Below are 23,012 nucleotides of genomic sequence, written 5' to 3' on the forward strand. Positions count from 1 at the left end.
GACGATACCGCAGTGTTCCGGCCGTTGGACCTCCTGTCTCATAGAGCACTTGTTCGTTCTTCGGGTGACTACGTTGTCAACGTTTAGTGATCTTCTGATACGTCGACACGGGCGCCGCTGATGTCCAGCGGCGCCCGTGTCGACGGCGGTATCGGGTATCCCCTGCGTCAGCTGACGCCCGCGTTCAGGAAGATGCCGCCGTCGACGACGAGCGTCTGCCCGGTGACCCAGTCGGACTGGTCCGAGGTGAGGAACGCGGCGGCGCCGCCGATGTCGGAGGGCACCCCGAGCCGGGCCAGCGGATAGGCCGCGGCGGCCTCCTCCTCCCGGCCCTCGTACAGGGCCTGCGCGAACTTCGTCTTCACCACGGCCGGCGCGATCGCGTTGACCCGCACCTTGGGCGCGAACTCGTGCGCGAGCTGCTGGGTGAGGTTGATCAGCGCGGCCTTGCTGACGCCGTAGGCGGCGATGAAGGGCGAGGGCGCGATGCCCGCGACGGACGCGATGTTGACGATCGCGCCGCCGTTGTCCTTCTGCCAGGCGTGCCAGGTCTTCTGCGCGAAGCCCAGCGCGGAGATCACGTTGGTCTCGAAGACCTTGCGCGCGACACCCAGGTCGAGGTCGGCGATCGGCCCGAACACCGGGTTGGTGCCGGCGTTGTTGACCAGGAAGTCGACCCGGCCGAAGGCCTCCATGGCGCGCTCGACGGCGACGGCCTGGTGGGCCTCGTCGTGCGCCTTGCCGGCCACGTAGACGGCGCGCTCGGCGCCGAGCTGCTCGACGGCCTCCTTGAGGGAGTCCTCGGTGCGGCCGGTGATGACGACGCGGTCACCGCGCGCGACGAGCGCCTCGGCGACGCCGTAGCCGATGCCGCGGCTGGCGCCCGTGACGAGGGCGACCTTGCCGGAGAGTTCAGGCAGTGCAGTCATGTCCGTGTCTCCCTCAGCCCTAGTCGAGCGGTCCGCCGGCGACGTACAGCACCTGGCCGGAGACGAAGCCGGCCGCCTCGCCCGTGAAGAAGGCGATGGCGTTGGCGATGTCCTCCGGCTCACCGACCCGGGCCACCGGGATCTGGGTGGCGGCGGCGGCCTTGAAGTCCTCGAAGCCCATGCCGACGCGGTCGGCGGTGGCCTTGGTCATCTCGGTGGCGATGAAGCCGGGGGCGACGGAGTTGGCGGTGACGCCGAACTTGCCGAGCTCCTTGGCGAGGGTCTTGGTGAAGCCCTGCAGGCCGGCCTTGGCGGCGGAGTAGTTGACCTGGCCGCGGTTGCCCAGCGCGGAGGACGAGGAGAGGTTGACGATGCGGCCGAAGCCCGCGTCCACCATGTGCTTCTGACAGGCCTTGGACATCAGGAAGGCGCCGCGCAGGTGGACGTTCATGACCGTGTCCCAGTCGGCGACGCTCATCTTGAACAGCAGGTTGTCCCGCAGCACGCCCGCGTTGTTGACCAGGATCGTCGGGGCGCCGAGCTCCTCGGCGATCCGCGCGATGGCCGCCTCGACCTGCGCCTCGTCGGAGACGTCGCACCCGACCGCGAGGGCCTTGCCGCCGGCCGCGGTGATCTTCTCCACGGTCTCCTTGCAGGCGGCCTCGTCGAGGTCGATCACGGCGACCGCGCGGCCCTCGGCGGCCAGCCGTACGGCGGTGGCGGCGCCGATCCCGCGCGCTCCGCCGGTGACTACGGCGACCCGCTGATCAGTGGTGGACATCAGACTCTCCTCGGTGAGCGACCGCTTAGTACCTTCGATGGACGTGACGCTAGAAGTCCTGGCACGCGGTGTCAACGCTCACCACGTGCATGTGATCCATTACCTGATCCGTCACTTCACCAACAGCTCGAGCAGCCGCTTCGTCTCGGCCGTCGGATCGGAGGTGAGTCCGGTGTGCACGGGCCCCGGCTGGACGACCGTCGAGCGGGGCGCGATCAGCCAGCGAAAGCGCCGCCCGGCGTCGTCGCCCCCGGCCTGCCCCGCCGCCTCGCTGCCGCCGCAGACATTCTCGACGGCCCCGAGGGCGGCCCGGACGCCGGCCATGTCCGCGTCGGGGTCGAGGGCGCGCAGCCGCGCCTCGTCGAGGTGGGTGCGGGCACCTACGTAGCCCTTCGCCCGGCAGTACACCAGCACGCCCGCGTTGATGCACTCGCCGCGCTCGATACGAGGTACGACGCGCAATAGGGCGTACTCGAAGACGTCCCGGTCATTTGCCTCGCTGCCCCGGATGATGTGGCGTTCGACCACATGGCCGGCCATGTGAATGTGGCGCTCGCTCACTTGCCCTCCTCGATTCCGGTGACGCGCTCGTGGATGAAGGCGGCTCGGGCGAGCAGGGGCCGCGCATAGGCTCGCCGAAGCTCGTCGGGTGTGTCGAAGCCGGGTTCACCGACCAGCCAGGCGTCCGGGATCTCGACGGTGACCTCGGTCAGCAGGTCCTCGGTGACGCGTGGCGCGAGATCGGCGGCGGCGCCCGCGATGTCGGGGGCGAAGCCGGACAGGGCGTGGTCCGAGGCGTCGTAGGGGCGGGCGGCGGAGGCCTCGGCTCCGGGCCAGTTGTGGTGCCAGATCATGGTCGCGCCGTGGTCGATGAGCCACAGCTCGCGCTGCCACCTGAGCAGGTTGGGGTTGCGCCAGGACCGGTCGACGTTGTTGACCAGGGCGTCGAACCAGAGCACCCGGCCGGCCTCCTCGGGGCTCACCTCGAAGGCGAGGGGGTCGAAACCGAGCGCCCCGGACAGGAAGTCCATGCCGAGGTTGGCGCCGCCGCTGGACCTGAGCAACTCCTGCACCTGCTGGTCGGGTTCGCCGAGCCCCAGCACGGGGTCGAGCCGCATCGTCACCAGCCGGGGCACCCGGAATCCCAGCCTGCGGGCGAGTTCACCGCAGACGACCTCGGCGACCAGCGTCTTGCGGCCCTGGCCGGCACCGGTGAACTTCATGACGTACGTCCCGAAGTCGTCGGCCTCGACGAGCCCCGGCAGCGAGCCGCCCTCACGCAGGGGCGTGATGTAGCGGGTCGCGATGACTTCCTTGAGCATCGCCCCAGGTTACTGGCGCGGGGAGGTCGCCGGGGGCGGCCCGGGCGGGCGGCGTTGCGTCGGCGCCGACAGCAAACCGACAGCCGCGGACAGTGAACCGACAGCTCCGCTTTACCCACCTCCTGGCCGGACCGGGTCAGGATTTCGACATCGTCTGAACAGCCGGTCCGAAAGGACCGTACCTCTCGGCAGATCACGAATAACCGGAAGGAACGTCAGCATGACCAGCGAATCAGTTCAGCCGGTGTCGAAACCCAGCCGCCGTGCCGTCGTGGCGGCGGTCGGCGCGGCGGGGCTCGCCGTCGCGCTGACCGCGTGCGGATCGGACGACGAGGCGTCGGGCTCGTCCACCGAGCAGGGTGCCGCCGGAGGCGGCGCGACCACCGAAGCGAACGGCGGTTCGTCCGCGGATGCCGGCGCCGGCGGGGCCGCGCTCGCGAAGACGGCCGACATCCCCGAGGGCAGCGGCAAGGTCTTCAGCGACGAGAAGGTGGTCGTCTCGCAGCCCGCGGCCGGCGACTTCAAGGCCTTCTCGACGATCTGCACCCACCAGAACTGCCCGATGACGGACCTCAAGGAGGACACCCTCTCCTGTGCCTGTCACGGCAGCCAGTTCTCCGTCCTGGACGGCAGCGTGAAGAAGGGGCCCGCGACCCAGCCGCTGGCCGCCAAGCAGATCAGCGTCTCCGGCGACTCGATCACGCTGGCCTGACCCGGCGCGGACGCTCGAAGCAGCCCAGGACCTCGTCCGTGGTCGCGACCGTGGCGACCAATGCGAGGGTGTGGCTGATCATCGCCGGGGTGTAGTCGGAGGGCACCCCGGCGATGGCGTCCCGGGGCACGACCACGACGTAACCCCGGTTCACCGCATCGAAGACGGCGTTGGGGATCGCGACGTTGGCCGATACCCCGGTGACGATCAGCGCCCGGCAGCCGAGGTTGCGCAGCAGGGCGTCGACGTCGGTGCCCTGGATCGGGGACAGGCCGTGCAGACGCCGTACGACGAAGTCCTGCTCGGCGACCTCGATCGGCGCCGCGACGCGTACCGCCTCGGTACCGGAGAGCTGCTGGACGGGAAGCCGTTCGGTGGCGCGGAACAGGCGGGCGTTGTGGTTGGCGCCGCGGCCGTCGGGACGACGTTCGGCGATCGCGTGGATCACCTGGACGCCGCTCTCGTGGGCCGCGGCCACCAGCCGGGTCACGTTGGCGAGGGCGCCTGAATCCCTTGCCTCCTTGGCGAGTTCGGGCAATGCGCTGTCCGGGCCGACGACGCCCTGCTGGCATTCGACGGTGAGCAGGACGGTGGTGGCGGGGTCGAGGAGTGCGCTGAGTCGGTCGTACGACGGCATGGATCCCCCTGTGCCCGACGGCGGCGTGGGCGGGCGAGCGTAGCCACGATCGCGTGCGGACGGAACCACCAACACGTAGGAACGGAGCCACCATTGCGTGTGGACGCAAGACGACTCATCCTTTTCTGACGTGATGTCAGAGGATCTCTCCTCTGGCACGACGTGAGAGAAGAGGGGGCCGTATGACCGTCACTCAGCGCCGGGGCCGGAAGATCATGATGACGCCCGGTGAGCTGGACGAATTCCTCACCACGCAGCGCACCTGCCGGGTGGCCACGGTGTCCACGGATGGGTTTCCGCATGTCAGCGCCCTGTGGTTCGCCTGGGACGGCAACTCGTTGTGGCTGTACTCGGTGGTCCGCAGCAAGCGGTGGACCGATCTGCGGCGCGACCCGCGGGTCGCGATCGTGATCGACACGGGTGAGGACTACGAGCAGCTGCGCGGCGTCGAGCTGTCCGGCACCGTGGAGTTCGTGGGCGAGATCCCGCGCGTCGGCGAGCTGCGCGCCGAACTCGACGTCCCCGAGACGCTGTTCGCCCGCAAGAACTTCGCCATCGACGAGATGCCGCACGACGGCCGCCACGCGTGGATACGGCTGACGCCCGAGAAGATCGTGTCGTGGGACTTCCGGAAGCTGGGGTCGCGGTGACCGTCCCGTTGGTTGCGGGCCGTCAGCCGACCTCCTCGGCCGCCGCCTGCAAGGCCTGAACCGCCGCCCGGATCGACGGGCGGCGGTCCCCGTCCGCGCGCCACACCGCGTAGACGTACCGGTGGACCCGGTTGCGCACGGGCACGGCCCGCACTCCGGACGGCATCGGGTCGCGTCCCAGCCGGGGCGCGACACAGACACCCAACCCGGCGGCGACCAGCGCCAGTTGGGTGTGGTGCTCTTCGGCGCGGTGGGCGATCCGGGGCTCGATGCCCTTGCTGCGCAGCGTGTAGAGCAGCCACTCGTGGCAGAACGCGCCCTCGGGCCAGGCGACCCATTCGTCGTCCGCGAAGTCCTCCAGGTCGACCCCGGGCCGATCCGCGAGCGGATGCCCCTCGGGCATGGCGATCTCCACCCGGTCGTCGAGGATCGCGGCCTTGGCGAGCCCGTCCGGCATGGGCAGCGGCTTGTTGTACCAGTCGAGGACGACGGCCAGGTCGGCGTCGCCCCTGATCACCGCGGCCACCCCGTCCTCGGGCTCCAGCTCGCGCGAGCTCAGACGCAACGCCGGATGGTCGGCGCGCAGGGCGGTGAGTGCGGCGGGGAACAGTCCGCGCAGCGCCGTGGGGAACGCGACCAGCCGCAGCTCACCGACCACCTGCCCGCGCTGCGCCTCCAGGTCGGACTGGGCGAGTTCGACCTGCGACAGAATGCGGGCGGCGTGGTCGGCGAGCAGCCGGCCCGCGTCCGTCAGCCGCACGCCCCGGCCGTTCTTGGCGAGAAGCTGCTGGCCGATCTCCCGCTCCAGCTTGGACATCTGCTGCGAGACGGCCGACGTCGTGATGTGCAGCCCCTCGGCTGCGCCGCTGACCGAGCCGTGCCGGGCGAGGGCGTCGAGGGTGCGCAGGCGCTCCAGGTTCAACATGTAAGCAATGCTACGAGATATCGGCCGCAAAAACTCGATTGTGCTACGAGGTTTTCTGTCGCATCGTTGCTGCCATGACCACCGCCACCGCCTCGCGCGACGCGGCCGCAGCCACGACTCCTGCGCCCCCTCGCCCCCGCGCCCGCCTGGACTGGCGGCTGCGCTTCGCCGCCCTCTCGCTGATCTGGGGCTTCAGCTTCCTGCTCATCAAGGTGGGCACCGACGGCTACGCCCCCTTCCAGGTCACGCTGGGGCGGCTGGTGTTCGGTACGGCGGTGCTGGCGGCCGCGATGGCGGTGAAGCGGGAGCGGCTGCCGCGCGGGGCGCGGACCTGGGGGCATCTGACGGTCGCCGCGTTCCTGCTGAACGCACTGCCGTTCTCCCTCTTCGCGTACTCCGAGCTGACGATCCCGTCCACACTCGCGGGCATCTGCAACGCGACCTCGCCGCTGTGGGGCATGGTCCTCTCGCTGGTCGCACTGTCGGAGGACCGGCCGACGCGGGTCCGGGTCGCCGGGCTGGGGATCGGCTTCCTGGGTGTGCTGACGGTGCTCGGGGCATGGCAGGGCTTTCACGGACTGGACGCCACGGGCACGGCGATGGCGCTGCTGGCCTCGTTGAGTTACCCGATCGGCTGGATATACATCCGCCGGACGCTGGCGGGGTCCGGTGAAACACATCTGTCGCTGACCGGAGCGCAGCTGTTGCTGGCGACCGGGCAACTGGCCGTCGTCACGCCCCTGTTCACCTCCATACCGACCCGGTTCTCGCTCGTGCCGGTGCTGGCGATCGTGGCCCTGGGCGCGCTCGGGACCGGGCTCGCCGTGTTGATCCAGTACGGGCTGGTCGCCGAGGTCGGACCCACCACGGCACAGATGGTCACCTATTTCATCCCGGTGATCGCGACGGCCGCGGGGGTCGCCGTCCTCGGCGAGTCTCTGCGCTGGACCACGCCGGTGGGGGCGGTCATCGTCCTTGTGGGGGCGGCACTCACTCAGGTGAAGCGCCGCTCCTGAGAAGGGTGGGCTACACGTAGCTTCCCGCCGGTCCGGGGCCCACCGCCGCCGCCACCGCGTCCGCCAGCGGACCGGCCTCGGCCTCGCCGAGCGTCGAGGTGGTGACCCTGATCCCGGGTGGCGCGCTGGTGCGGAAGCGCGCTCCCGGCGCGACCGCCCAGCCCGCGTGCAGCAGCCGGGCCACCGCGCCGGTCTCGTCGGGTACCGGGATCCAGACATTGAGGCCGCTGCGACCCTGTGCCGCGACCCCTCGCTCGGCCAGCGCCTCGATGAGCAGGGCACGGCGTCGGCCGTACGTCTGCGCCACCGCCGCCGGGTCCACCGCGCCGTCGGCCCAGAGCCGCACCACGGCCCGCTGCACCAGCCGGCTCACCCAGCCGGCGCCGAGCCGTTGCCGTCCACGCACCCGGTCCAGGGTGACCCGGTCGCCGGTGAGGACGGCGAGCCGCAGGTCGGGGCCGTAGGCCTTGGCGACCGAGCGGACGAAGGCCCATTGGTGGGTGGTGCCGGCCAGGGGGTGGACGGGCAGGTCGACGATGCCATGACCGTGGTCGTCCTCGATCAGCAGGATCTCCGGATGCCGTCGCAGCTCGGAGCGCAGGGCACGCGCGCGTGTGGCACTCACCACGGCTCCGGTGGGGTTCTGCACGCGGTCGGTCACGATCAGGGCGCGGGCACCGGAGTCGAGGGCTCGGCGCACGTCCTCGGGCAGCGGTCCCTCGTCGTCGACCCCCACGGGGACGATACGCAGTCCGAGCGCCGGGATCAGATCCAGCAGGCTCCCCCACCCGGGATCCTCCACGGCGACGGTGTCGCCGGGCTTGAGTCGGGATACGAGGACGCGCTCGATGGCGTCGAGCGACCCCGAGGCGACGGCGAGGGGACCGTCCGGCACGCCGTCGGCGTCCAGCCGGGCCCGCGCCATCCGCGCCAGCTCCGGTTCCACGGCGTCGTCCCCGTACAGCACCGGTTCCCGGTCGGCATGCTCGCCCGCGGCCGCGAAGGCCTTCGCCAGCGACGGCAACAGCGCCGGGTCGGGATTGCCGCTCGCCACGTCGCGGACGCCCTGCGGCACATGCACCCGGACCGACTCGCGCCCGGTCGTCGCGGGCCTGGGCCGCACCCGGCTCCCCCGGCGCCCCGAGGTCTCGATCACTCCCCGCTCCCGCAGGATGCGATACGCGGCGGCGACCGTGTTGGGGTTCACTCCCAGGTCGGTCGCCAACTCCCGCATGGGCGGCAGCAGTTGGCCCGGCTCCAGCTCTCCCGAGCCGACCGCGCGCTCGATGCTCGCCGAGATCTCGGCTGCACGCCGCCCTTCGATCCGATATTCTCCTAGCACAAACAACATTATGTACTAGTGCAATGGAGAAGGCAATGCAGGGGACCCCGCAACCGACGTCGCAGCCCGGCACCTACACGCCGACCGACCGCACCGTCCCCACCCGCTCCGCGGAGCGCGCGGTGTACGACAAGGAACTGGTCCACGCGATCCTCGACGAGGCCTACGTCTGCCACCTCGGCTTCGTCCGCGACGGCGCGCCGGTGGTGCTGCCGACGCTGTTCGGCCGGGTCGGCGAGACGCTCTACGTGCACGGGTCGACGGGCTCGCGCCCGCTGCGGATGACCGGCAAGGCCGACCCGGGGCTGCCGGTGTGCCTGACCGTCACCCATGTCGACGCGCTGATCCTGGCCCGCTCGGCCTTCCACCACTCGATCAACTACCGCTCGGTGGTCGTGCACGGCACCGCTTACGACGTGACGGACCCGGAGGAGAAGCGCATCGCCCTGGACGCGCTCGTCGAGCATGTGGTGGCGGGCCGCTCCGGTGACTCCCGGCCGGCGAACAAGAAGGAACTGGCCGCGACCGCCGTGATCCGCCTCGACCTGAACGAGGTCTCGGCCAAGCTCCGCACCGGCGGCGTCAACGACGAGCCCGAGGACCTGGCCCTCCCCCACTGGGCCGGCGTCGTCCCGCTGCGCAAGGGCTACGACACACCGCTCGACGACCCCGACCTGGCCCCCGGCACCGACCTCCCCGACTACCTCAAGGCCCTGTGATGCTGATCCACCCCTGGGACGCGCCCCACGAAGACGCCGAGTGGCAGCAGTGGCTGAAGGTCCACGACTTCGGGCAGCTCGTGGTCAACGGGCTGGACGGCGAACCACCGCACGTCCAGCCGCTGCACTTCACGTACGACGCCGGGCGCGGCGAGGCCCTGGCACATCTGGCCCGCCCCAACCCGATATGGCCGGCCCTGCTGGCCAACCCCGAGGTCGTACTGAGCGTGCTCGACGACTACGTGTACGTGCCCGGCCCCTGGCAGGCGGCACCGGACCAGCCGTCCGAGCACGGCGAACCGACCAGCTTCTACGCTGCGGTCCAACTCCGGTGCCGGGCCCATGTCGTGGACGACCCCGCCGAGAACGCCGAGCTGCTGAACCGCCAGGTCGGCCACTTCCAGCCGGAGGGCGGCTCGGCGAAGGTGGCGGTCGGGGAGGTGCCGTACGGCAGGCTGCTGTCGGGTATCCGCGGGCTGCGGCTCGAAGTGACCGGCGTGCGCGCGAAGTTCAAGTTCGGGGGCAGACGGTCGGAGGAGGTTCAGGGCCGGATCGCGGAGAAGCTGGCGGGGCGGGCCGGACCGCGGGACGGGGCGGCGCGCGAGCACATGCTGCGACGCCGCCCGGCCTGAGCGAGGAGCCGATGCCCAACTGCCGGACGGACCAGGGGTCCGGCACCGCGCGGTGCCGGACCCCTCGACGTCACGCCGGCACGGGTTCCCGCTCCCGTTCCCGCTCCCGTCGTGCCCCGCGCGTCTCCGCCACCGCCAGGCCCGCGACCGAGCCGAGCATCAGCAGGGTGCCGGCGAGGGTCGGCGTCGTCAGGTGCTCCCCGAGCAGCACGACGGCGAGCACCGCCGCGCTGACCGGCTCCAGCAGCATGATCACGGACACGGTGGCCGACCGCACGGCGGCCGCGCCCGCGAAGTAGAGGGCGTAGGCGAGGGCCGTGGGGATCGCCGCGATGTACATCAGCAGCCAGCCGAGGCGGAGCGGATCGACCGTGTGCGGCACGAGTCCCTCCGCGAGGGCGAGCGGCAGCAGGCACAGGCTGGTGACCGCGAAGGCCCACACGGACGTGTCGCCGGCGTCGGCCTCGCCGTCGCGGCCCCACTTGCGGGTCAGCAGGGTCATCACGGAGTACGCGGCCGCGGACACGAGCGCGAGCAGCACGCCCCAGGGCCGTACGGTCGCGCCGTCGCCGCCGAGCGCGAGTACCGCGAGCCCGGTGAGCGCGCCGGCCACCGCGGCCGCGCCCCCGCGTCCGAGCCGCTCCCCCAGCGTCAGCCGGGCGCCGAGCGCGATGAACACGGGACCGGCGCCGAGGGTGACGACCGTGCCCACGGCGAGTCCGGTGGCGTCCACCGCCGCGAAGTAGGCGGTCTGGAACACGGCGAGCCCGACCCCGGTGGCCCCGGCGCGCAGCGCCTTGCGGGCGAGCGGCTCGGACGTGGTGCGCCGAGGACGTGGACGCAGCAGCCGTACGGCGACCAGCAGTACGAAGCCGACCGCGCAGCGCCAGAAGGAGAGGGCGATCGGTCCCATGTCACTGGTCCGGTATACGAGTGAGGCGGCCGCGCCGGCGGTGCCCCAGGCGGCACCGGCGATGATCAGATAGATGAGGCCTCGCCCGATGGGCAGGCCGGAGACAGAGGTGTTCGACACGAGTTGTTTCTCCGCAGACATGCAGAAGTTCTGGGAGGAGCCCGGCTCAGCGGGGTCCGTGGACTTCGTCTGCGGGCAGCACCGTTCCGCCCGGCGTGGCGCCGGGTCGGTTGTACCGGAGGGCCCGCCTCAGGCGGCCGGAGGCGGAAGAACGAGTGTCGAAGGCATGATTGCGCAGCCTAGGCGACGTTTCCGCGGGCGGACAACTCGCGCTCGGGGCCACCGCTCGCCACCGGTTCGGCCGAGACCTTGGCCGGCGCGGACGACTGCGCGATGAACGCACCGGCCAGGACGACCGCGCCGCCGATGATCTGCGGCGCCGAGAGGTGCTCGCCGAGGAGGAACCAGGCGAGGACGGTCGCGATGACCGCCTCCAGACACGCCACGACTCCCGCGACCTGCGGTGACAGCCGCCGCACGGAGACCACTCCGGTGACATAGGCGATCACCGTGGCGAGGAGCACGATCCAGGCCAGCAGCAGGCCGGCCGCGACCGGGGTGCCGTTCATGTCGGCGGTGTCCGCGAGGACCGACCAGTCCATGCGCCAGGGCCGGGCCACGACGGTCAGTACGGCGGTGCCGACCAGCAGGCCGTACGCGATGACGCCGAGCGGGTCGGGGGCCTCCTCGCCGGAGTCGCTGCCCTGGTCGGACAGGACGAAGTAGCCGACCTGACAGCAGGCGGCGCCGAGCGCGAGGAGCAGCCCGAGGGCGTCGAAGCTCAGACCCGACCAGACCTCGACGACACAGGCGAGGCCACCGACCGCGAGGACCACGCCGACGGCGGCGGCGCGGGTCACCGGCCGCCGCTGCACGAACCGCACCCAGCCGAGGACGAGCGCCGGCGCCAGATACTCGACGAGCAGCGCGACCCCGACCGGGATGCGGGAGATCGAGGCGAAGTAGAACGCCTGCACACCCGCGACCCCGAGCAGCCCGAACCCGGCGAGCAGTGCGGGTCGGCTGCGCACCAGCGCACGGTGGCGCACGGCGAGCGGCAGCATCACGAGGGCGGCGCCGGCCACCCGCAGCCACACCACGTGGAGCGGGTCGAGTCCTGCCTCGATCAGCGGCTTGGCCGCGACACCGGAACCTCCGAAGGCGACCGCGGACCCGATCGCCAGACCGAGCCCGACACCTTTGCCTCGGCCGACGTGACCGCTCTCAGACCTGCGCACCGACACATGATGACAGGCGACGACAGGAGCGTCATCCCCAATGACACCTGTCTCGATCCGTGGACGCTCCGGCCCTCACACAGCGCGTGATTCACCGCGCGGCACATCACCGGCCATGGTCTTGTCTCCGGTGAACATGTCGATCAGGCCGTGGGGTGCGCTGTCGCCGAACATGAGCTCGTAGAGCTCCGCGCCGTCGGCCGCGGCTTCGGCGCTGCGGGGGAACATGGCCTGCTCGTATTCGCCGAGCGCGGTCTCGACGTCGCCGAGGTGCGCGGCTATGGCCTTGCCGAGCTCGGCGCCGTCGTACATGGCCAGGTTGGCGCCTTCGCCGTTCGGGATCGAGAGATGTGCGGCGTCGCCGAGCAGGGTCACCCCCGGAACCCGGTCCCACCGGTGCTCGATCGGCAGGGCGTTGAGAGGGCGCAGAATCGGTGCGGTGTCGCTGTCGGTGATCAGTGCGGTGATCTCCGGTGCCCAGCCGTCGAACTCCTGCGCTGTCCGCGCGATCGCCGCGGCGGAATCCGTGAAGTCGATCTGCGCGAACCAGTCCTGCGGCTTGGCGAGCGTCACATAGGTGTGGAGGGTGCCGCCGCTCTCGCGGTGAGCCATGATCGCCTTGCCCGGCGCGAGCGTGAACAGCGACCCGCCGCCGACCGTTTTCGCGCCGGCCGGGTGCCGGGTATCGGCGTCGAAGAGGTAGGTCTCGACGACCGACCTGCCGCTGTACTCGGGTGCCGCGTCGGAGAGCAGCGGCCGGACCCGTGACCAAGCGCCGTCCGCGCCGACCAGCAGACCGGTGGCGACGATGGTGCCGTCGGCGAAGGTCACCTCGTGGCGGCTCTCGCCCAGGGCACGGGTACGGCTGACCTTGTGGCCCCATCGGACGGTGCCGGCCGGCAGTGAGTCGAGCAGGAGCTGCCGCAGCTCGCCGCGCTGCACCTCGGGGCGTCCGCCCGTGCCGTCGTCGGGCACCTCGAGCAGGACGGTCCCGTCCGTCGCGAGGACCCGGGTCGCCTCGCGGCCTTCCAGGATGAGGTCGCGGAACTCGTCGATCAGGCCCGCCTCCCGCAGCGCCGGTTGGCCGTTGTAGTCGTGGATGTCGAGCATCCCGCCCTGGTGGCGCGCTGTCGGGGAGGGCTCCGCCTCGTACACGGTGGCAGCGATGCCGTAGACGTGCAGGACGCGGGCGAGGGTGAGGCCGCCGAGTCCGGCGCCGATGATCGTGATGTCAGGGGTCATGGTGATTCCTTCTCTGTGGCACGTGTGGCACGCCTGCCGGGCGGACACCCGGCGGGATCCCTGAAAACGTGCCAGGCCCTGCCGACAAGCCGCCGACATCGGACCGACAGTCCGCCTATAGATGCCGGCTCTGCACGATGTGACGTCGCGGCCGTGTGACAGCGCGCGCGTTCACCCCAACACGCCGGATCGGCGGAGAAGTTGGTGCCGGTCGGCGGGACAGAGCGTGTCGAGCACCGGATCAGCAGCCGGGCTGCGGAAGCCGACAGCGGACGGCTATCGGGCGGTCTCGCCGCCGCCGACGCACTCGTCTCGATGCTCGTCGATGCGGGCGCGTACGGCGTTCGCGTCGATGCCCGCGCGGGCGAGCACCTCGACGGCACGCGCCTGGGGGTCCAGCACGATCGCCGCGAGCAGGTCGATGCCGCGGGCCTGGGCGTCGCCGCGCTGGGCGGCGCGTCGGCAGGCGTGCTGCATCGCGCTCGCGGCCAGCGGGGAGAAGCCCTCGCCGTGCATCACCACGGGGACCGCGCCGGAGTCCTCGACGGTGCCCTGCCAGCGCAGGCCGTAGCCGATGCTGCGCTGCACGAGGTAGCCGAGCAGGCGGGCGATCTGCGGTCCCTCACCGAAGACGGCGTAGACGCCCGGGTCGTGTTCCAGGAGCGAGTGCAGCAGATGGGCCGTGTCGATCTGCCGGTCCCCGTCTCTGACCGCTCGACGGCGGGCACCGGAGACCACCGCTGCCAGTTCGTCGCTGAGCCTGGCATCGTCCGCCGGGGCGTCCGGGCGCCGGCAGTCCTCGTCCTGATCCGACTGCCGGGGGATACGGGGTTGCACATCCCCTACCCCATCAGTCCCGTCAAGGCGAGGCATCGCCAAGGGGAAGCATTTTCGCGTCCCACGGTGAGTGGACTCCGTCGGCCGAAATCTCCTCCTTACGGATGAGATCACGCCGAACCACCCGGAGGGGCGCGCGCCGACTTGCGGGTGCGTCCCGGCCGGTGGACCGAGCCAGCGGGTTGAAGGCTCGCGTCTCCACATATTCTGACGGTTCATCAGTATTGAATGTTTCGGGCCCCGCAGCTACGTTCCGCGACACCGTAGCGCGAGTCGAAGGGGTGGTCGCATGGCCGAAGTCAGCGCGGAGGAACGCATCGAGGCACCGGCCGAGAAGATCTGGGCACAGCTGACGGACTGGTCGGCGTACGGCCAGTGGAACGCGACCCACACCAGCTTCCCCGGCGGCGGCCCCACGGCCCTCGAAGTGGACGGGACCTTCCAGGAGAACATGAAGCTGATGGGGTTCCCGGCCGAGGTCGAGTGGACCATCGAGGAACTGGAGCCGACGCGGGTGCTGGCGATCCGCGGCAAGGGCCCGATGGCCGTGACCGTGGCCACGCGCTACACGCTCACCCCCGATGGCGACGGCGCCTCCACGACCGTGCGCATCGACGGGGAGTTCACCGGCGCGGCGGTGTCGCTGATGGCGGGCAAGCTCAAGGACTCGGCGACGGCGGCGCTGAACGTGTCGCTGCGCAAGCTGGCGGGCCTGGTGACCTGACCGGCCTCGCGGCACGGACGAAGGCGCCCCGCGGAATGCTCCACGGGGCGCCTTCACTTACGGCGGGGAGGCCGCCGGTGCCGTTCAGTCCTCGTCGGCGAGGATCAGGTACAGCCTCTTGCGGGCGTCGTTGATGACGGTCAGCGCCTTCTCGCGCTGTTCCTTGCTGCCCGTCTTCCAGACCTGGCCGAAGGCCTCCATCAGACCGAAGCCGGCCTGGCGGATCTCGCCGAGGGCTTCCCAGTCGACACCACGGGAGGCTTCCTCCCAGGGCGCCTCGGGGCCGGCCTCGGCGGCCTCGCGGCCCGCGTCGGTGAGCGAGAAGAGCTTCTTGCCGCCCTCGCTCTCGCTGGCGATCAGGCCCTCGTCCTCCAGCAGCTGGAGGGTGGGGTACACCGAGCCGGGGCTGGGCTTCCACGCCCCGCCGCTGCGCTCGGCGATCTCCTGGATCATCTCGTAGCCGTGCATGGGGCGGTCCTTCAGCAGCGCGAGGATCGACGCGCGTACGTCTCCGCGCCGCGCCCTCCCTCGAGGCCCCCCTCGGCCCCTGGACCCCCAAGGTCCGGGCCCGAATCCAGGTCCGCCGAAACCGGGGCCACCACCGGGCCCGAACGGCCCGAAGGCGCCGCGAAGCCCCTCGAAGCCACCTCGGCCGTGCTGACCGTGTCCACCATGCCCACGCTCGTATCCATGGGAACGCATCGCAATCACTCCATTCCATCGTTGATCTGTCGCGATGCCTCAACGATATATCGGAACAGTTCGCTAGGCAAGAGTCTTCCGAGACCGAGATGTCGTTCTGCCGCGCTCGGAGGACTGGACGAATCCTGAGCAGGGCGTAGGTGCCTTTGGCCGAAGATGGGGTCACGCGGTGGCAGACACGGGTGGCCGGCAGCGAGGATGCCCGTCATGACCGCCGAGCCCCTCGTTCCTCTCCGCTCCACGCGCTCCATCCCCATGGTGTTCGGCGCGGGAGCGTCCATCGGCCTGCTGGGCGGGATGATCGGGCTGGGCGGTGCGGAGTTCCGCCTGCCGCTGCTGATCGGTCTGTTCGGGTTCGCCGCGCTCTCCGCGGTCATCCTGAACAAGGCCATGAGCCTGGTCGTGGTCGTGACGGCGCTGCCCGCTCGGCTGGCAGCAGTCCCGGCGGCCGAAGTGGCCCCCCGCTGGCCGGTCGCGGTCAATCTGCTGGCCGGCAGCCTGCTCGGAGCGTGGGCCGGGGCGTCCTGGGCGGTGCGCATGCGCAGCGCCACCCTCTACAAGGTGCTGGCCGCCTTGATGGTTCTCATGGCCGCCGCCCTGGTGGTCACGCACATCACCACCGTTGGCACGCTCGCGCTGCCGCTGTGGGCCCAGGTGCCGTGCGGCGTCGTGGCCGGATTCGGCATCGGTGTGGTCGCGGCGATCATGGGCGTGGCGGGAGGCGAGCTGTTGATCCCGACGATCGTGCTGCTGTTCGGAGAGGACATCAAAACCGCGGGAAGCCTCTCCCTGCTCATCTCCCTGCCCACCATGCTCGTGGCCTTCGCCCGCTACAGCCGCGACGGCAGCTTCGCCGTCCTCGACGCGAATCTCCGCTTCACCGCGACCATGGCCGCGGGCTCGATCGCCGGCGCGCTGCTGGGCGGACTGCTGCTCGGCGTGTTTCCCGACCGGATCCTCATCCCCCTGCTGGCCATGATTCTGCTGGTCTCCGCGATGAAGCTCGCTCGTCGCGACTGACCTGCCGAAACGACCTGGCGCTCAGTCATCGACCCACAGCCCCGGCGCCCCGAAATCGGTCCAGCACCCCCGAATTGGCCTTGGCCACCCCCTCCCCGCGCCCCCTACCGTCGGCGGCATGCGGATTCGAATCGTCGATGCCTTCTCCGATCGCCCCTTCGGCGGCAACCCTGCCGGGGTGCTGCTCCTCGACGGCTTCCCCGAGGACGACTGGCTGCAGAACGTGGCCCTGGAGGTCAACCACGCCGAGACGGCGTTCGCGCACCCGCTGGGCGAGGGCGGGGAGGCCGACTGGGCGTTGCGGTGGTTCACGCCGGTCACCGAGGTGGCGATGTGCGGGCACGCCACGCTCGCCACGGCCCATGTGCTGCACAGCACCGGCGCCCACGAAGGGCCGGTACGCTTCGCCACCCGCAGTGGTGTGCTCGTCGCCACGCCCCGCGAGGACGGGTCGATCACGCTCGACTTCCCGACCGCCCCGCTCACCCCGGTCGAGGTCCCTGACGGGGTCGGTCAGGCGCTGGGCGCAGAGCCGCTCGTCGCCTTCGACACCGGCCCGAACATCGGCGACCTGCTCCTCGAACTCGCCGACGAGAAGACGGTCCACGCCCTGGCCCCGGACCTCAAGGCCCTCGGCGCCCATTCCGAGCGGGGCATCATCGCCACGGCCCGCGCCGAGGACCCCACCCGCGGCTACGACTTCGTCTCCCGCTGCTTCTTCCCGAACGTCGGCATCGACGAGGACCCGGTCACCGGCAGCGCCCACACGGCCCTCGCCCCCTTCTGGTCCGAGCGCCTCGGCCGGGCCGAGCTCACCGGCCTCCAGGCCTCCCCCCGCTCCGGCCACGTCCGCACGGAGCTCCGCGGCGACCGCACCCTGCTGACCGGCCGCGCGGTGACCGTCATCGAGGGCGAGTTGATCGCGTAGCGCGCATCGGGCCCGAGCATGACGAAGGGGGCGTACGAGATCGTCGTACGCCCCCTTCGATTCACGTCACGCCGTCGGCAGCCAGTCCACTTTCCCGGCCAGCAGCGCATAGCCCACGAACGCCCCTATGTCGAGCAGGGAATGCGCCACGACCAGCGGCCCCACCCGGCCCCACCGCCGGTACAGGTAGACGAACACCACGCCCATCGCCATGTTGCCGAGGAAGCCGCCGATGCCCTGGTAGAGGTGGTACGAGCCGCGCAGTACGGAACTGGCCACCAGCGCGGTGCCGGGCGTCCAGCCCAACTGACCCAGCCGGCGCAGCAGATAGCCGACGACGATGACCTCTTCGAGGACCGCGTTCTGGATCGCCGACAGGATCAGCACCGGGTACTTCCACCACACGTCGGGCAACGCCTCGGGCACCACCGTGAGGTTGAAGCCGAGGCCGCGGGCGGCCAGGTAGAAGGCGATTCCGGTGCTGCCGATCACCGCCGCGATCGCGGCCCCGCGGCCGAGGTCCGGCCAGGGCCGGGTCCGGTCGAAGCCGAGCGTGCGCAGGCTGGAGCCCTCGCGCATGAGGAAGTGCGCGACCAGCGCCACGGGCACCAGCGCGGTGGTGATCCCGAACAGCTGCCAGGCGAGATCCAGCCAGGGACGGCCCGGTGCGGCCGAGGCGTTGAGGGTCGCCGCCTGGTCCTTCAGACCTCCCGGTTTGGTGACGGACCCGACAAAACTGATCAGGGCGGACACACCACTCGCACCGAGTGAAAGCCCCAGAACGAGCAGCGTCTCATCCCGGAAGATCCGTCGTGAGGGCCGCTCATGCGGAAAAGAATCGGCCACGGCCCCTGCCTCGCCCTGCACTCCTGCCTCCAGTTGAGTAATCCCGTCTCATCCTCATCGTCGCCCCGCTAGGGTCTCGAAAGCATTGACGAAGACCGTGCGCGACAGGCCGTTGGGGGGACGGGCGCCGTACGGGGCGTACCGCCCCCTCTGCCTGCCATACGGCCGGATTCCGGCACGTGGTTCAGCAGGCAACAGGGAGGGGCACGACCGACATGGGACGTCACAGCTTGCCCGATCAGTATGCGGCGGGCGGCAGCGGCCCCCGTCGCCGCGATCCCCGTCGCCGCGCACGCCGCCGTCCGATGGCCATCGCGACCGTCCTCGTCCTGACCGTCGCCGGCGGCACCGCGGCCGCGGTCCGCGGCGGGCTGCTCTCCTTCGGCTCCTCCTGCCAGGACGACGCGGTACGACTGACCTTGGCCGCCTCGCCCGACCTGGCCCCCGCCCTCGAAACCGCCGCGAAGCGGGCACGGCAGGCCGACCTCACCTCCGACGGGCGGTGCGTCGCCGTGACGGTGAGCGCGCGCGAGTCGTACGAGGTCGCCGACACACTCCAGGCGGGCCAGGACCCCGGCGCCGAGGTGTGGGTGCCCGACTCGGAACTGTGGCTCCAGCGGCCGACCGCGGACGGCGGCACGGCCGACGTCTCCACGGTGGGACATGTCGCCTCCTCACCGGTCGGGGTGGCGATGGTGCCGACGGCCGCGAAGGCGCTCGGGTGGCCGAAGAAGACGTACGACTGGCTGGGGCTGGCCGGTGCCGCACTGCGTGACGACTCCGTCCGGCTCGGCGCGGCCGATCCGGCGCGCAGCGCGACCGGGCTGCTCGCCCTCGCCCGGCTGAGCACGGCCGCCGGCGGGGTCGAGAGCGGCGGTACACAGGCCGCGGCGATGATGAAGGCGCTGTCGCAGCGGGTCTCCGACAGCGACGGCCAGGTCCTGGAATCGCTGCCTCGCGATTCCTCGGGCACCGAGCAGGGCAATCCGAAGCGCAACCAGGCGCTGATGGTCAGCGAGCAGGCGGCGTACACGTACAACTCCGGTGCGGACGGCGGGGGCAGCCTGGACTTCTTCTATCCGAAGGACGGTTCGCCCCGGCTCGACTACCCGTACGCCCTGCTCGACCAGACCGGTCTGACCACCGACGAGAGCCGGGCCGCGATCCGCTTCATGAGCTACCTGCGTGATCCCCGGCAGCTGCGGCTGCTGGAGCGGTACGGCTTCCGCACCTCCGACGACGAGGTGCCGGACGCGCTGGTGACCCGGGCCGGCGGCAGCGGTCCGCAGCCGTACGCGGAGCCCGCGGGCCGGCCGGCCTCGGCGGTCGCGCTCCAGGAGACCCTCGGGGTGTGGACGATCACCGTGCAGAGCGCGCGGATCACCACGGTCGTCGACGCGTCCGCCTCCATGTCCGAACCGGTGCCGGGCAGCGGCCGGTCACGTATGGACGTGACGAAGGCGTCGCTGTCGCAGGCGCTCGCCACGTTCACGGCCGAGGACGAGGTCGGTCTCTGGGACTTCTCCACCAAGCTGGACGGCGACAAGGACTACCGCGTCCTGGTGCCGACCGAGCGGCTCGGCGACCGGAAGGGCACGGGCACACAGCGCGACCGGCTGTCGGCGGCGTTCACCGATCTGGCGCCGGTGCCGAACGGCGCGACGGGCCTGTACGACACCACGCTGGCCGCGTACCGGGCGGCGACCGGCGGCTACGCCGAGGGCAGGTTCAACGCGCTGGTCGTCCTCACCGACGGGGTGAACGAGGACCCCGGCAGCGTCTCGCGCGCCGGCCTCATCACCCGACTCGAGCGCCTCACCGACCCCGAACGCCCGGTCCCGCTCATCATGATCGCCGTCGGCCCCGACGCCGACCGCGAGGAGGCGAACCGCATCGCCGAGGCCACGGGCGGCTCGGGCCATGAGGTGACGGATCCGGCCCAGATCCAATCGGTGATCCTGAAGGCGATCGTGGCGGCCGCCTCACCCGGCGTACGGGGCTGACGAGGGTTCGCGGTCCGCCTCCCGGCGTCACCCCAGCGGCACCGGCTCCAGCAGCCCCACCGGCCACATGTGCACCGGATCGCCCCGATGCATCAGCTCGCGGTACCGCCGCGTCGTGGCCGCCAGCGCGGCTTCACGGGACAGCCCCGACTCCAGTGCCCGGTGGAAGGTGGCCGCCTGCCAGGACGCGCCGTTCATCCGCCTGCGGCAACGCTCCTCGATGACACCGAGATACAGGTCCCGGTCGGCCGGCTCCACGCCCCACGCGTCGAGGCCGGCCTCGGCCAGCGGCAGCAGTTCGTCGCGGACCAGGCTCACCGCGTCGACCTCGGCGGTCCCGCCGTACCGCCCGCGCCGGGGCCAGCTCAGCCGGGCGTCGATGCCGTGCCTGCACGCCGCGTCGAAGTTGGCGGCCGCCGCTTCGAAGGGCATCCGGGTCCACACGGGCCGCGACTCCTCGGCGAGGGCACGGACGACACCGTAGTAGAAGGCCGCGTTGGCGATGACGTCCGTGATGGTCGGCCCGGCGGGCAGGACACGGTTCTCCACCCGCAGGTGCGGGACGCCGTCGGCGATGCCGTAGACGGGACGGTTCCAGCGGTACACGGTGCCGTTGTGCAGGACGAGTTCGGCGAGCGTCGGTACGCCGCCGGCGTCGAGGACCTCGAGCGGGTTCTCGTCGTCGCAGATCGGCAGCAGGGCCGGGAAGTACCGCAGGTTCTCCTCGAAGAGGTCGTACGCCGAGGAGACCCACCGCTCCCCGAACCAGGTGCGCGGCCGCACGCCCTGCGCCTGGAGCTCGGGCGGGCGGGTGTCGGTGGACTGCTGGAACAGCGGCGGGCGGGACTCGCGCCACAGCTCACGCCCGAAGAGGAAGGGCGAGTTGGCGCCGATGGCAACCTGCACCGCGGCGACCGCCTGGGCCGCGTTCCACACGTCGGCGAAACGGCCCGGCGTGACCTGGAGGTGCAGCTGCACGGAGGTGCAGGCGGCTTCGGGGGCGATGGACTTCGACGTACAGGTCAGGCGCTCCACGCCGTCGATGTCGAGCGTGAAGTCCTCGCCCCGGGCGGCCACGATCTGGTCGTTGAGGAGGACGTAGCGATCCACGTCGGAGAGGTTGGAGGAGACCAGGTCGTCGCGGTCGAGCGTCGGCAGAATACCGATCATCACGATTCCCGCGTCGAGCTCGCCGGCTTTTCGGTCGGCATATGCCAGCGACGTACGGAGTTCCTCGGCCAGCCGGTCGAATACCCGCCCCTGCAATCGATGTGGGGCGATGTTTACTTCCAGATTGAACATGGCGAGTTCTGTTTGGAAATCGCGGCTCGCGATGCGCTCCAGCACCTGTCCGTTCAACATTTTCGGCATGCCGTCGGAGCCGGTGAGATTCAATTCGATCTCCAGCCCCATGAGGTTCTTGGGACGATCGAACCGCTTCTCCGCCAGTAGTCGCTCCAGGCCCGTCAGGCACTGCCGCAGCTTCTCGCGGTAGCGCTGCCGATCGGACAGATCGAAGCGACCTGCCACGACCTTCTCCCCCATCGAAGCTTCCCTCCTCGGATGGGTGGGCGGCCGGAGCTCCGGCCGCCCGGTCTCCCGGGTCAGGTTGGATGATGCCCAGCCGAAGCGATCGATAACGTCCCGCGCGAAGCCGGGGCCCGCTACTCTGTCGGATGTGACCGGTGGCACATTCAGCGGGCATGAGGCAGTCTGCAGTTTCGGGCGGCTCAGAGGCTCTCGTGAAAAACGCCGACGAGAATTGGCCGACCGCACGCGAGGTGTTTTTCGAGGTCATCGCCACCACACCGGCCGGGAATCGGGATGATTCCCGCATTTCCGCGGCCGATTGACTCCTTGCCGAGTGCACCGAAATCGGTTAGACGAAACATCGTCTGAACACTCGTCGTATAAACTTCGCAATCAAGGCAGAGGGTTGGCACCCGCGGTCCCAGACCTGCCGTCCAGGTGACGTGCGGCAGGCTCACTCATCCCCCTTGCACCCGGACCCGGCCTCCCGCCTCTCTGACCTCCGTGAGCTGACAGCGCCGTCCGCCCCCGCCCCGCCCTCGCGCCACCGTGCCTGTCGAATGAGAGGCGACCCACCATGCCGCTGCATGTCCCCCCGGCTCCCGCGCCCGCACTTCGCTCCGTCCTGACCGCACTCGGCTCACCCACCGCGGTCAGCGAGGCCCGAACGCCTTCCCTGCGCGCCGCCCAGGGGCCCGCCACTCCCGAACTCCCGCTGCCCGTCCACGTCCTGGACGAGTTCACCCCGGCGGGTGTGTCCGCGACCCGCCTGGCAGGCTGGCGCTTTCTGATCCGGTGCGGCGACCGCGCGGTGGCGGCGGCCGAGACCCGGCTGACCCCCGACGGCTGGACCTTCTCGCACTTCTTCGAGGGTCCCTACATCGCCTCCACCGAGCGCGCGCTGCGCCAGGCGGAGACACTCCCGCAGCCCTGCCAGCCGCGCCTGCTGTCGTTCCCCGGCCTCTACATGCTCGCCCTCTGGCTGCACGGCGACCCCACCGCGGACGGCGCCACCGGACACCCGGAGCCGGCCGACATTCTCGTGCCGCTGGCCCCGGCCCCGCCCGGCATCGCACCCCATGTGCCGCACCGGGTCGCCGATCTGCTCCCGGTGCTCACCCATCGGGCGACCCCTGCCCCGCTGCCACCGATGCCCCCGCTTCTCGGCTCCCCCGCCTGACAGCACACGCCTGACAGCACACGCCTGACGGCACGACCCACGCGAGTACCCACGTACCCCGCCGCCCAATTCCGGGTGGCGGGGTACGTCCGTGTTCGGGGAATGGGATTAGGCTCGAACCGGA

At 70.9% G+C, this 23,012-nt stretch carries 24 protein-coding genes; 10 read left to right on the plus strand and 14 right to left on the minus strand.

Going from position 1 to position 23,012, the window contains the following annotated elements:
* Nucleotides 1-167 precede the first annotated feature (167 nt).
* The 4 genes from ACFQ6S_RS37470 to ACFQ6S_RS37485 form a co-directional block, all read right to left on the minus strand.
* Nucleotides 168-929, minus strand: coding sequence for an SDR family oxidoreductase (locus ACFQ6S_RS37470; RefSeq protein WP_383419631.1), 762 nt, complete (start codon nt 927-929; stop codon nt 168-170).
* Nucleotides 930-948: 19 nt separating this feature from the next.
* The gene (fabG, locus tag ACFQ6S_RS37475; protein WP_383419633.1) at nt 949-1,710 is read right to left on the minus strand and encodes a 3-oxoacyl-ACP reductase FabG; all 762 of its coding nucleotides are present in this window, start codon (nt 1,708-1,710) and stop codon (nt 949-951) included.
* Between the two features lie 111 nt (nt 1,711-1,821).
* Nucleotides 1,822-2,271: a DUF3037 domain-containing protein gene (locus ACFQ6S_RS37480; RefSeq protein WP_383419635.1), complete on the minus strand. Its 450-nt coding sequence runs from the start codon at nt 2,269-2,271 to the stop codon at nt 1,822-1,824.
* Entirely contained in the window at nt 2,268-3,032 is a 765-nt protein-coding gene (locus tag ACFQ6S_RS37485; protein WP_383419637.1) for a HipA family kinase, read from the minus strand. The genes ACFQ6S_RS37480 and ACFQ6S_RS37485 overlap by 4 nt, the downstream gene beginning before the upstream one ends.
* Nucleotides 3,033-3,252: 220 nt before the next feature.
* On the opposite strand from ACFQ6S_RS37485, the gene ACFQ6S_RS37490 reads away from it, so the two are divergent.
* Entirely contained in the window at nt 3,253-3,744 is a 492-nt protein-coding gene (locus tag ACFQ6S_RS37490; RefSeq protein ID WP_383419639.1) for a Rieske (2Fe-2S) protein, read from the plus strand.
* On the opposite strand, the gene ACFQ6S_RS37495 is transcribed toward ACFQ6S_RS37490, so the two are convergent.
* The gene (locus tag ACFQ6S_RS37495; protein WP_383419641.1) at nt 3,731-4,381 is read right to left on the minus strand and encodes a cysteine hydrolase; all 651 of its coding nucleotides are present in this window, start codon (nt 4,379-4,381) and stop codon (nt 3,731-3,733) included. The genes ACFQ6S_RS37490 and ACFQ6S_RS37495 overlap by 14 nt on opposite strands.
* Before the next feature lie 182 nt (nt 4,382-4,563).
* On the opposite strand from ACFQ6S_RS37495, the gene ACFQ6S_RS37500 reads away from it, so the two are divergent.
* Nucleotides 4,564-5,031 carry a pyridoxamine 5'-phosphate oxidase family protein gene (locus ACFQ6S_RS37500; protein WP_383419643.1) on the plus strand — a complete coding sequence of 156 codons (468 nt, stop codon included), beginning with the start codon at nt 4,564-4,566 and terminating at the stop codon, nt 5,029-5,031.
* Between the two features lie 22 nt (nt 5,032-5,053).
* Here ACFQ6S_RS37500 and ACFQ6S_RS37505 read toward each other — a convergent pair whose 3' ends face one another.
* Nucleotides 5,054-5,956, minus strand: a complete 903-nt coding sequence (locus tag ACFQ6S_RS37505; protein WP_383419645.1) for a LysR family transcriptional regulator — start codon at nt 5,954-5,956, stop codon at nt 5,054-5,056.
* Between the two features lie 74 nt (nt 5,957-6,030).
* Between ACFQ6S_RS37505 and ACFQ6S_RS37510 the strand changes: the two genes are divergently transcribed.
* Nucleotides 6,031-6,972 carry a DMT family transporter gene (locus tag ACFQ6S_RS37510; protein WP_383419646.1) on the plus strand — a complete coding sequence of 314 codons (942 nt, stop codon included), beginning with the start codon at nt 6,031-6,033 and terminating at the stop codon, nt 6,970-6,972.
* A 10-nt stretch (nt 6,973-6,982) separates the two neighbouring features.
* Here ACFQ6S_RS37510 and ACFQ6S_RS37515 read toward each other — a convergent pair whose 3' ends face one another.
* Nucleotides 6,983-8,314 carry an aminotransferase class I/II-fold pyridoxal phosphate-dependent enzyme gene (locus ACFQ6S_RS37515; RefSeq protein WP_383419648.1) on the minus strand — a complete coding sequence of 444 codons (1,332 nt, stop codon included), beginning with the start codon at nt 8,312-8,314 and terminating at the stop codon, nt 6,983-6,985.
* 35 nt (nt 8,315-8,349) lie between these two features.
* On the opposite strand from ACFQ6S_RS37515, the gene ACFQ6S_RS37520 reads away from it, so the two are divergent.
* Both ACFQ6S_RS37520 and ACFQ6S_RS37525 read left to right on the plus strand, forming a co-directional pair.
* Nucleotides 8,350-9,033 (plus strand): pyridoxamine 5'-phosphate oxidase family protein, encoded by a 684-nt coding sequence (locus tag ACFQ6S_RS37520; RefSeq protein WP_383419748.1) that lies wholly within the window; start codon nt 8,350-8,352, stop codon nt 9,031-9,033.
* Complete coding sequence (locus ACFQ6S_RS37525) at nt 9,033-9,665, plus strand: FMN-binding negative transcriptional regulator (RefSeq protein ID WP_383419650.1); 633 nt, start codon at nt 9,033-9,035, stop codon at nt 9,663-9,665. Before ACFQ6S_RS37520 ends, ACFQ6S_RS37525 begins: the two co-directional genes overlap by 1 nt.
* Nucleotides 9,666-9,735: 70 nt before the next feature.
* Here the strand turns inward: ACFQ6S_RS37525 and ACFQ6S_RS37530 are convergent, their stop codons facing one another.
* From ACFQ6S_RS37530 to ACFQ6S_RS37545, 4 genes are all read right to left on the minus strand, one after another.
* Entirely contained in the window at nt 9,736-10,719 is a 984-nt protein-coding gene (locus ACFQ6S_RS37530; RefSeq protein WP_383419652.1) for a DMT family transporter, read from the minus strand.
* Nucleotides 10,720-10,877: 158 nt separating this feature from the next.
* Nucleotides 10,878-11,876, minus strand: coding sequence for a DMT family transporter (locus ACFQ6S_RS37535; protein ID WP_383419654.1), 999 nt, complete (start codon nt 11,874-11,876; stop codon nt 10,878-10,880).
* 75 nt (nt 11,877-11,951) lie between these two features.
* Nucleotides 11,952-13,118: an FAD-dependent oxidoreductase gene (locus ACFQ6S_RS37540; RefSeq protein ID WP_383419656.1), complete on the minus strand. Its 1,167-nt coding sequence runs from the start codon at nt 13,116-13,118 to the stop codon at nt 11,952-11,954.
* A gap of 276 nt (nt 13,119-13,394) precedes the next feature.
* The gene (locus tag ACFQ6S_RS37545; protein ID WP_383419658.1) at nt 13,395-13,955 is read right to left on the minus strand and encodes a Clp protease N-terminal domain-containing protein; all 561 of its coding nucleotides are present in this window, start codon (nt 13,953-13,955) and stop codon (nt 13,395-13,397) included.
* A gap of 289 nt (nt 13,956-14,244) precedes the next feature.
* Here ACFQ6S_RS37545 and ACFQ6S_RS37550 point away from each other — a divergent pair, with 289 nt between their 5' ends.
* Nucleotides 14,245-14,679, plus strand: coding sequence for an SRPBCC family protein (locus ACFQ6S_RS37550; protein ID WP_383419660.1), 435 nt, complete (start codon nt 14,245-14,247; stop codon nt 14,677-14,679).
* An 84-nt stretch (nt 14,680-14,763) separates the two neighbouring features.
* Here ACFQ6S_RS37550 and ACFQ6S_RS37555 read toward each other — a convergent pair whose 3' ends face one another.
* On the minus strand, nt 14,764-15,381 hold the full coding sequence (locus tag ACFQ6S_RS37555) for a PadR family transcriptional regulator (protein ID WP_383419662.1): 618 nt from the start codon (nt 15,379-15,381) through the stop codon (nt 14,764-14,766).
* Nucleotides 15,382-15,588: 207 nt separating this feature from the next.
* On the opposite strand from ACFQ6S_RS37555, the gene ACFQ6S_RS37560 reads away from it, so the two are divergent.
* Nucleotides 15,589-16,401, plus strand: a complete 813-nt coding sequence (locus tag ACFQ6S_RS37560; RefSeq protein ID WP_383419664.1) for a TSUP family transporter — start codon at nt 15,589-15,591, stop codon at nt 16,399-16,401.
* A gap of 118 nt (nt 16,402-16,519) precedes the next feature.
* Nucleotides 16,520-17,329 (plus strand): PhzF family phenazine biosynthesis protein, encoded by an 810-nt coding sequence (locus ACFQ6S_RS37565; RefSeq protein ID WP_383419666.1) that lies wholly within the window; start codon nt 16,520-16,522, stop codon nt 17,327-17,329.
* Between the two features lie 66 nt (nt 17,330-17,395).
* Here the strand turns inward: ACFQ6S_RS37565 and ACFQ6S_RS37570 are convergent, their stop codons facing one another.
* Entirely contained in the window at nt 17,396-18,196 is an 801-nt protein-coding gene (locus ACFQ6S_RS37570; RefSeq protein WP_383419668.1) for a CPBP family intramembrane glutamic endopeptidase, read from the minus strand.
* A 194-nt stretch (nt 18,197-18,390) separates the two neighbouring features.
* On the opposite strand from ACFQ6S_RS37570, the gene ACFQ6S_RS37575 reads away from it, so the two are divergent.
* On the plus strand, nt 18,391-20,178 hold the full coding sequence (locus ACFQ6S_RS37575; protein ID WP_383419670.1) for a substrate-binding and VWA domain-containing protein: 1,788 nt from the start codon (nt 18,391-18,393) through the stop codon (nt 20,176-20,178).
* Nucleotides 20,179-20,205: 27 nt separating this feature from the next.
* On the opposite strand, the gene ACFQ6S_RS37580 is transcribed toward ACFQ6S_RS37575, so the two are convergent.
* Complete coding sequence (locus ACFQ6S_RS37580) at nt 20,206-21,723, minus strand: glutamate-cysteine ligase family protein (protein ID WP_383419672.1); 1,518 nt, start codon at nt 21,721-21,723, stop codon at nt 20,206-20,208.
* Nucleotides 21,724-22,285: 562 nt separating this feature from the next.
* On the opposite strand from ACFQ6S_RS37580, the gene ACFQ6S_RS37585 reads away from it, so the two are divergent.
* Nucleotides 22,286-22,888, plus strand: coding sequence for a hypothetical protein (locus tag ACFQ6S_RS37585; protein WP_383419674.1), 603 nt, complete (start codon nt 22,286-22,288; stop codon nt 22,886-22,888).
* The last annotated feature ends 124 nt before the right edge of the window (nt 22,889-23,012 follow it).

This window comes from Streptomyces sp. NPDC056479, assembly GCF_042795335.1.
In the GTDB taxonomy this organism is placed as follows: Bacteria; Actinomycetota; Actinomycetes; order Streptomycetales; family Streptomycetaceae; genus Streptomyces.

Bases quoted from the DNA above. Each gene is read 5' to 3' on its own strand.
- ACFQ6S_RS37470 (WP_383419631.1), bottom strand. From the start codon at position 929: ATGACTGCACTGCCTGAACTCTCCGGCAAGGTCGCCCTCGTCACGGGC.
- fabG (WP_383419633.1), bottom strand. From the start codon at position 1,710: ATGTCCACCACTGATCAGCGGGTCGCCGTAGTCACCGGCGGAGCGCGC.
- ACFQ6S_RS37485 (WP_383419637.1), bottom strand. From the start codon at position 3,032: ATGCTCAAGGAAGTCATCGCGACCCGCTACATCACGCCCCTGCGTGAG.
- ACFQ6S_RS37490 (WP_383419639.1), top strand. From the start codon at position 3,253: ATGACCAGCGAATCAGTTCAGCCGGTGTCGAAACCCAGCCGCCGTGCC.
- ACFQ6S_RS37495 (WP_383419641.1), bottom strand. From the start codon at position 4,381: ATGCCGTCGTACGACCGACTCAGCGCACTCCTCGACCCCGCCACCACC.
- ACFQ6S_RS37500 (WP_383419643.1), top strand. From the start codon at position 4,564: ATGACCGTCACTCAGCGCCGGGGCCGGAAGATCATGATGACGCCCGGT.
- ACFQ6S_RS37505 (WP_383419645.1), bottom strand. From the start codon at position 5,956: ATGTTGAACCTGGAGCGCCTGCGCACCCTCGACGCCCTCGCCCGGCAC.
- ACFQ6S_RS37510 (WP_383419646.1), top strand. From the start codon at position 6,031: ATGACCACCGCCACCGCCTCGCGCGACGCGGCCGCAGCCACGACTCCT.
- ACFQ6S_RS37520 (WP_383419748.1), top strand. From the start codon at position 8,350: ATGCAGGGGACCCCGCAACCGACGTCGCAGCCCGGCACCTACACGCCG.
- ACFQ6S_RS37525 (WP_383419650.1), top strand. From the start codon at position 9,033: ATGCTGATCCACCCCTGGGACGCGCCCCACGAAGACGCCGAGTGGCAG.
- ACFQ6S_RS37530 (WP_383419652.1), bottom strand. From the start codon at position 10,719: ATGTCTGCGGAGAAACAACTCGTGTCGAACACCTCTGTCTCCGGCCTG.
- ACFQ6S_RS37540 (WP_383419656.1), bottom strand. From the start codon at position 13,118: ATGACCCCTGACATCACGATCATCGGCGCCGGACTCGGCGGCCTCACC.
- ACFQ6S_RS37550 (WP_383419660.1), top strand. From the start codon at position 14,245: ATGGCCGAAGTCAGCGCGGAGGAACGCATCGAGGCACCGGCCGAGAAG.
- ACFQ6S_RS37555 (WP_383419662.1), bottom strand. From the start codon at position 15,381: ATGCGTTCCCATGGATACGAGCGTGGGCATGGTGGACACGGTCAGCAC.
- ACFQ6S_RS37560 (WP_383419664.1), top strand. From the start codon at position 15,589: ATGACCGCCGAGCCCCTCGTTCCTCTCCGCTCCACGCGCTCCATCCCC.
- ACFQ6S_RS37565 (WP_383419666.1), top strand. From the start codon at position 16,520: ATGCGGATTCGAATCGTCGATGCCTTCTCCGATCGCCCCTTCGGCGGC.
- ACFQ6S_RS37575 (WP_383419670.1), top strand. From the start codon at position 18,391: ATGGGACGTCACAGCTTGCCCGATCAGTATGCGGCGGGCGGCAGCGGC.
- ACFQ6S_RS37580 (WP_383419672.1), bottom strand. From the start codon at position 21,723: ATGGGGGAGAAGGTCGTGGCAGGTCGCTTCGATCTGTCCGATCGGCAG.
- ACFQ6S_RS37585 (WP_383419674.1), top strand. From the start codon at position 22,286: ATGCCGCTGCATGTCCCCCCGGCTCCCGCGCCCGCACTTCGCTCCGTC.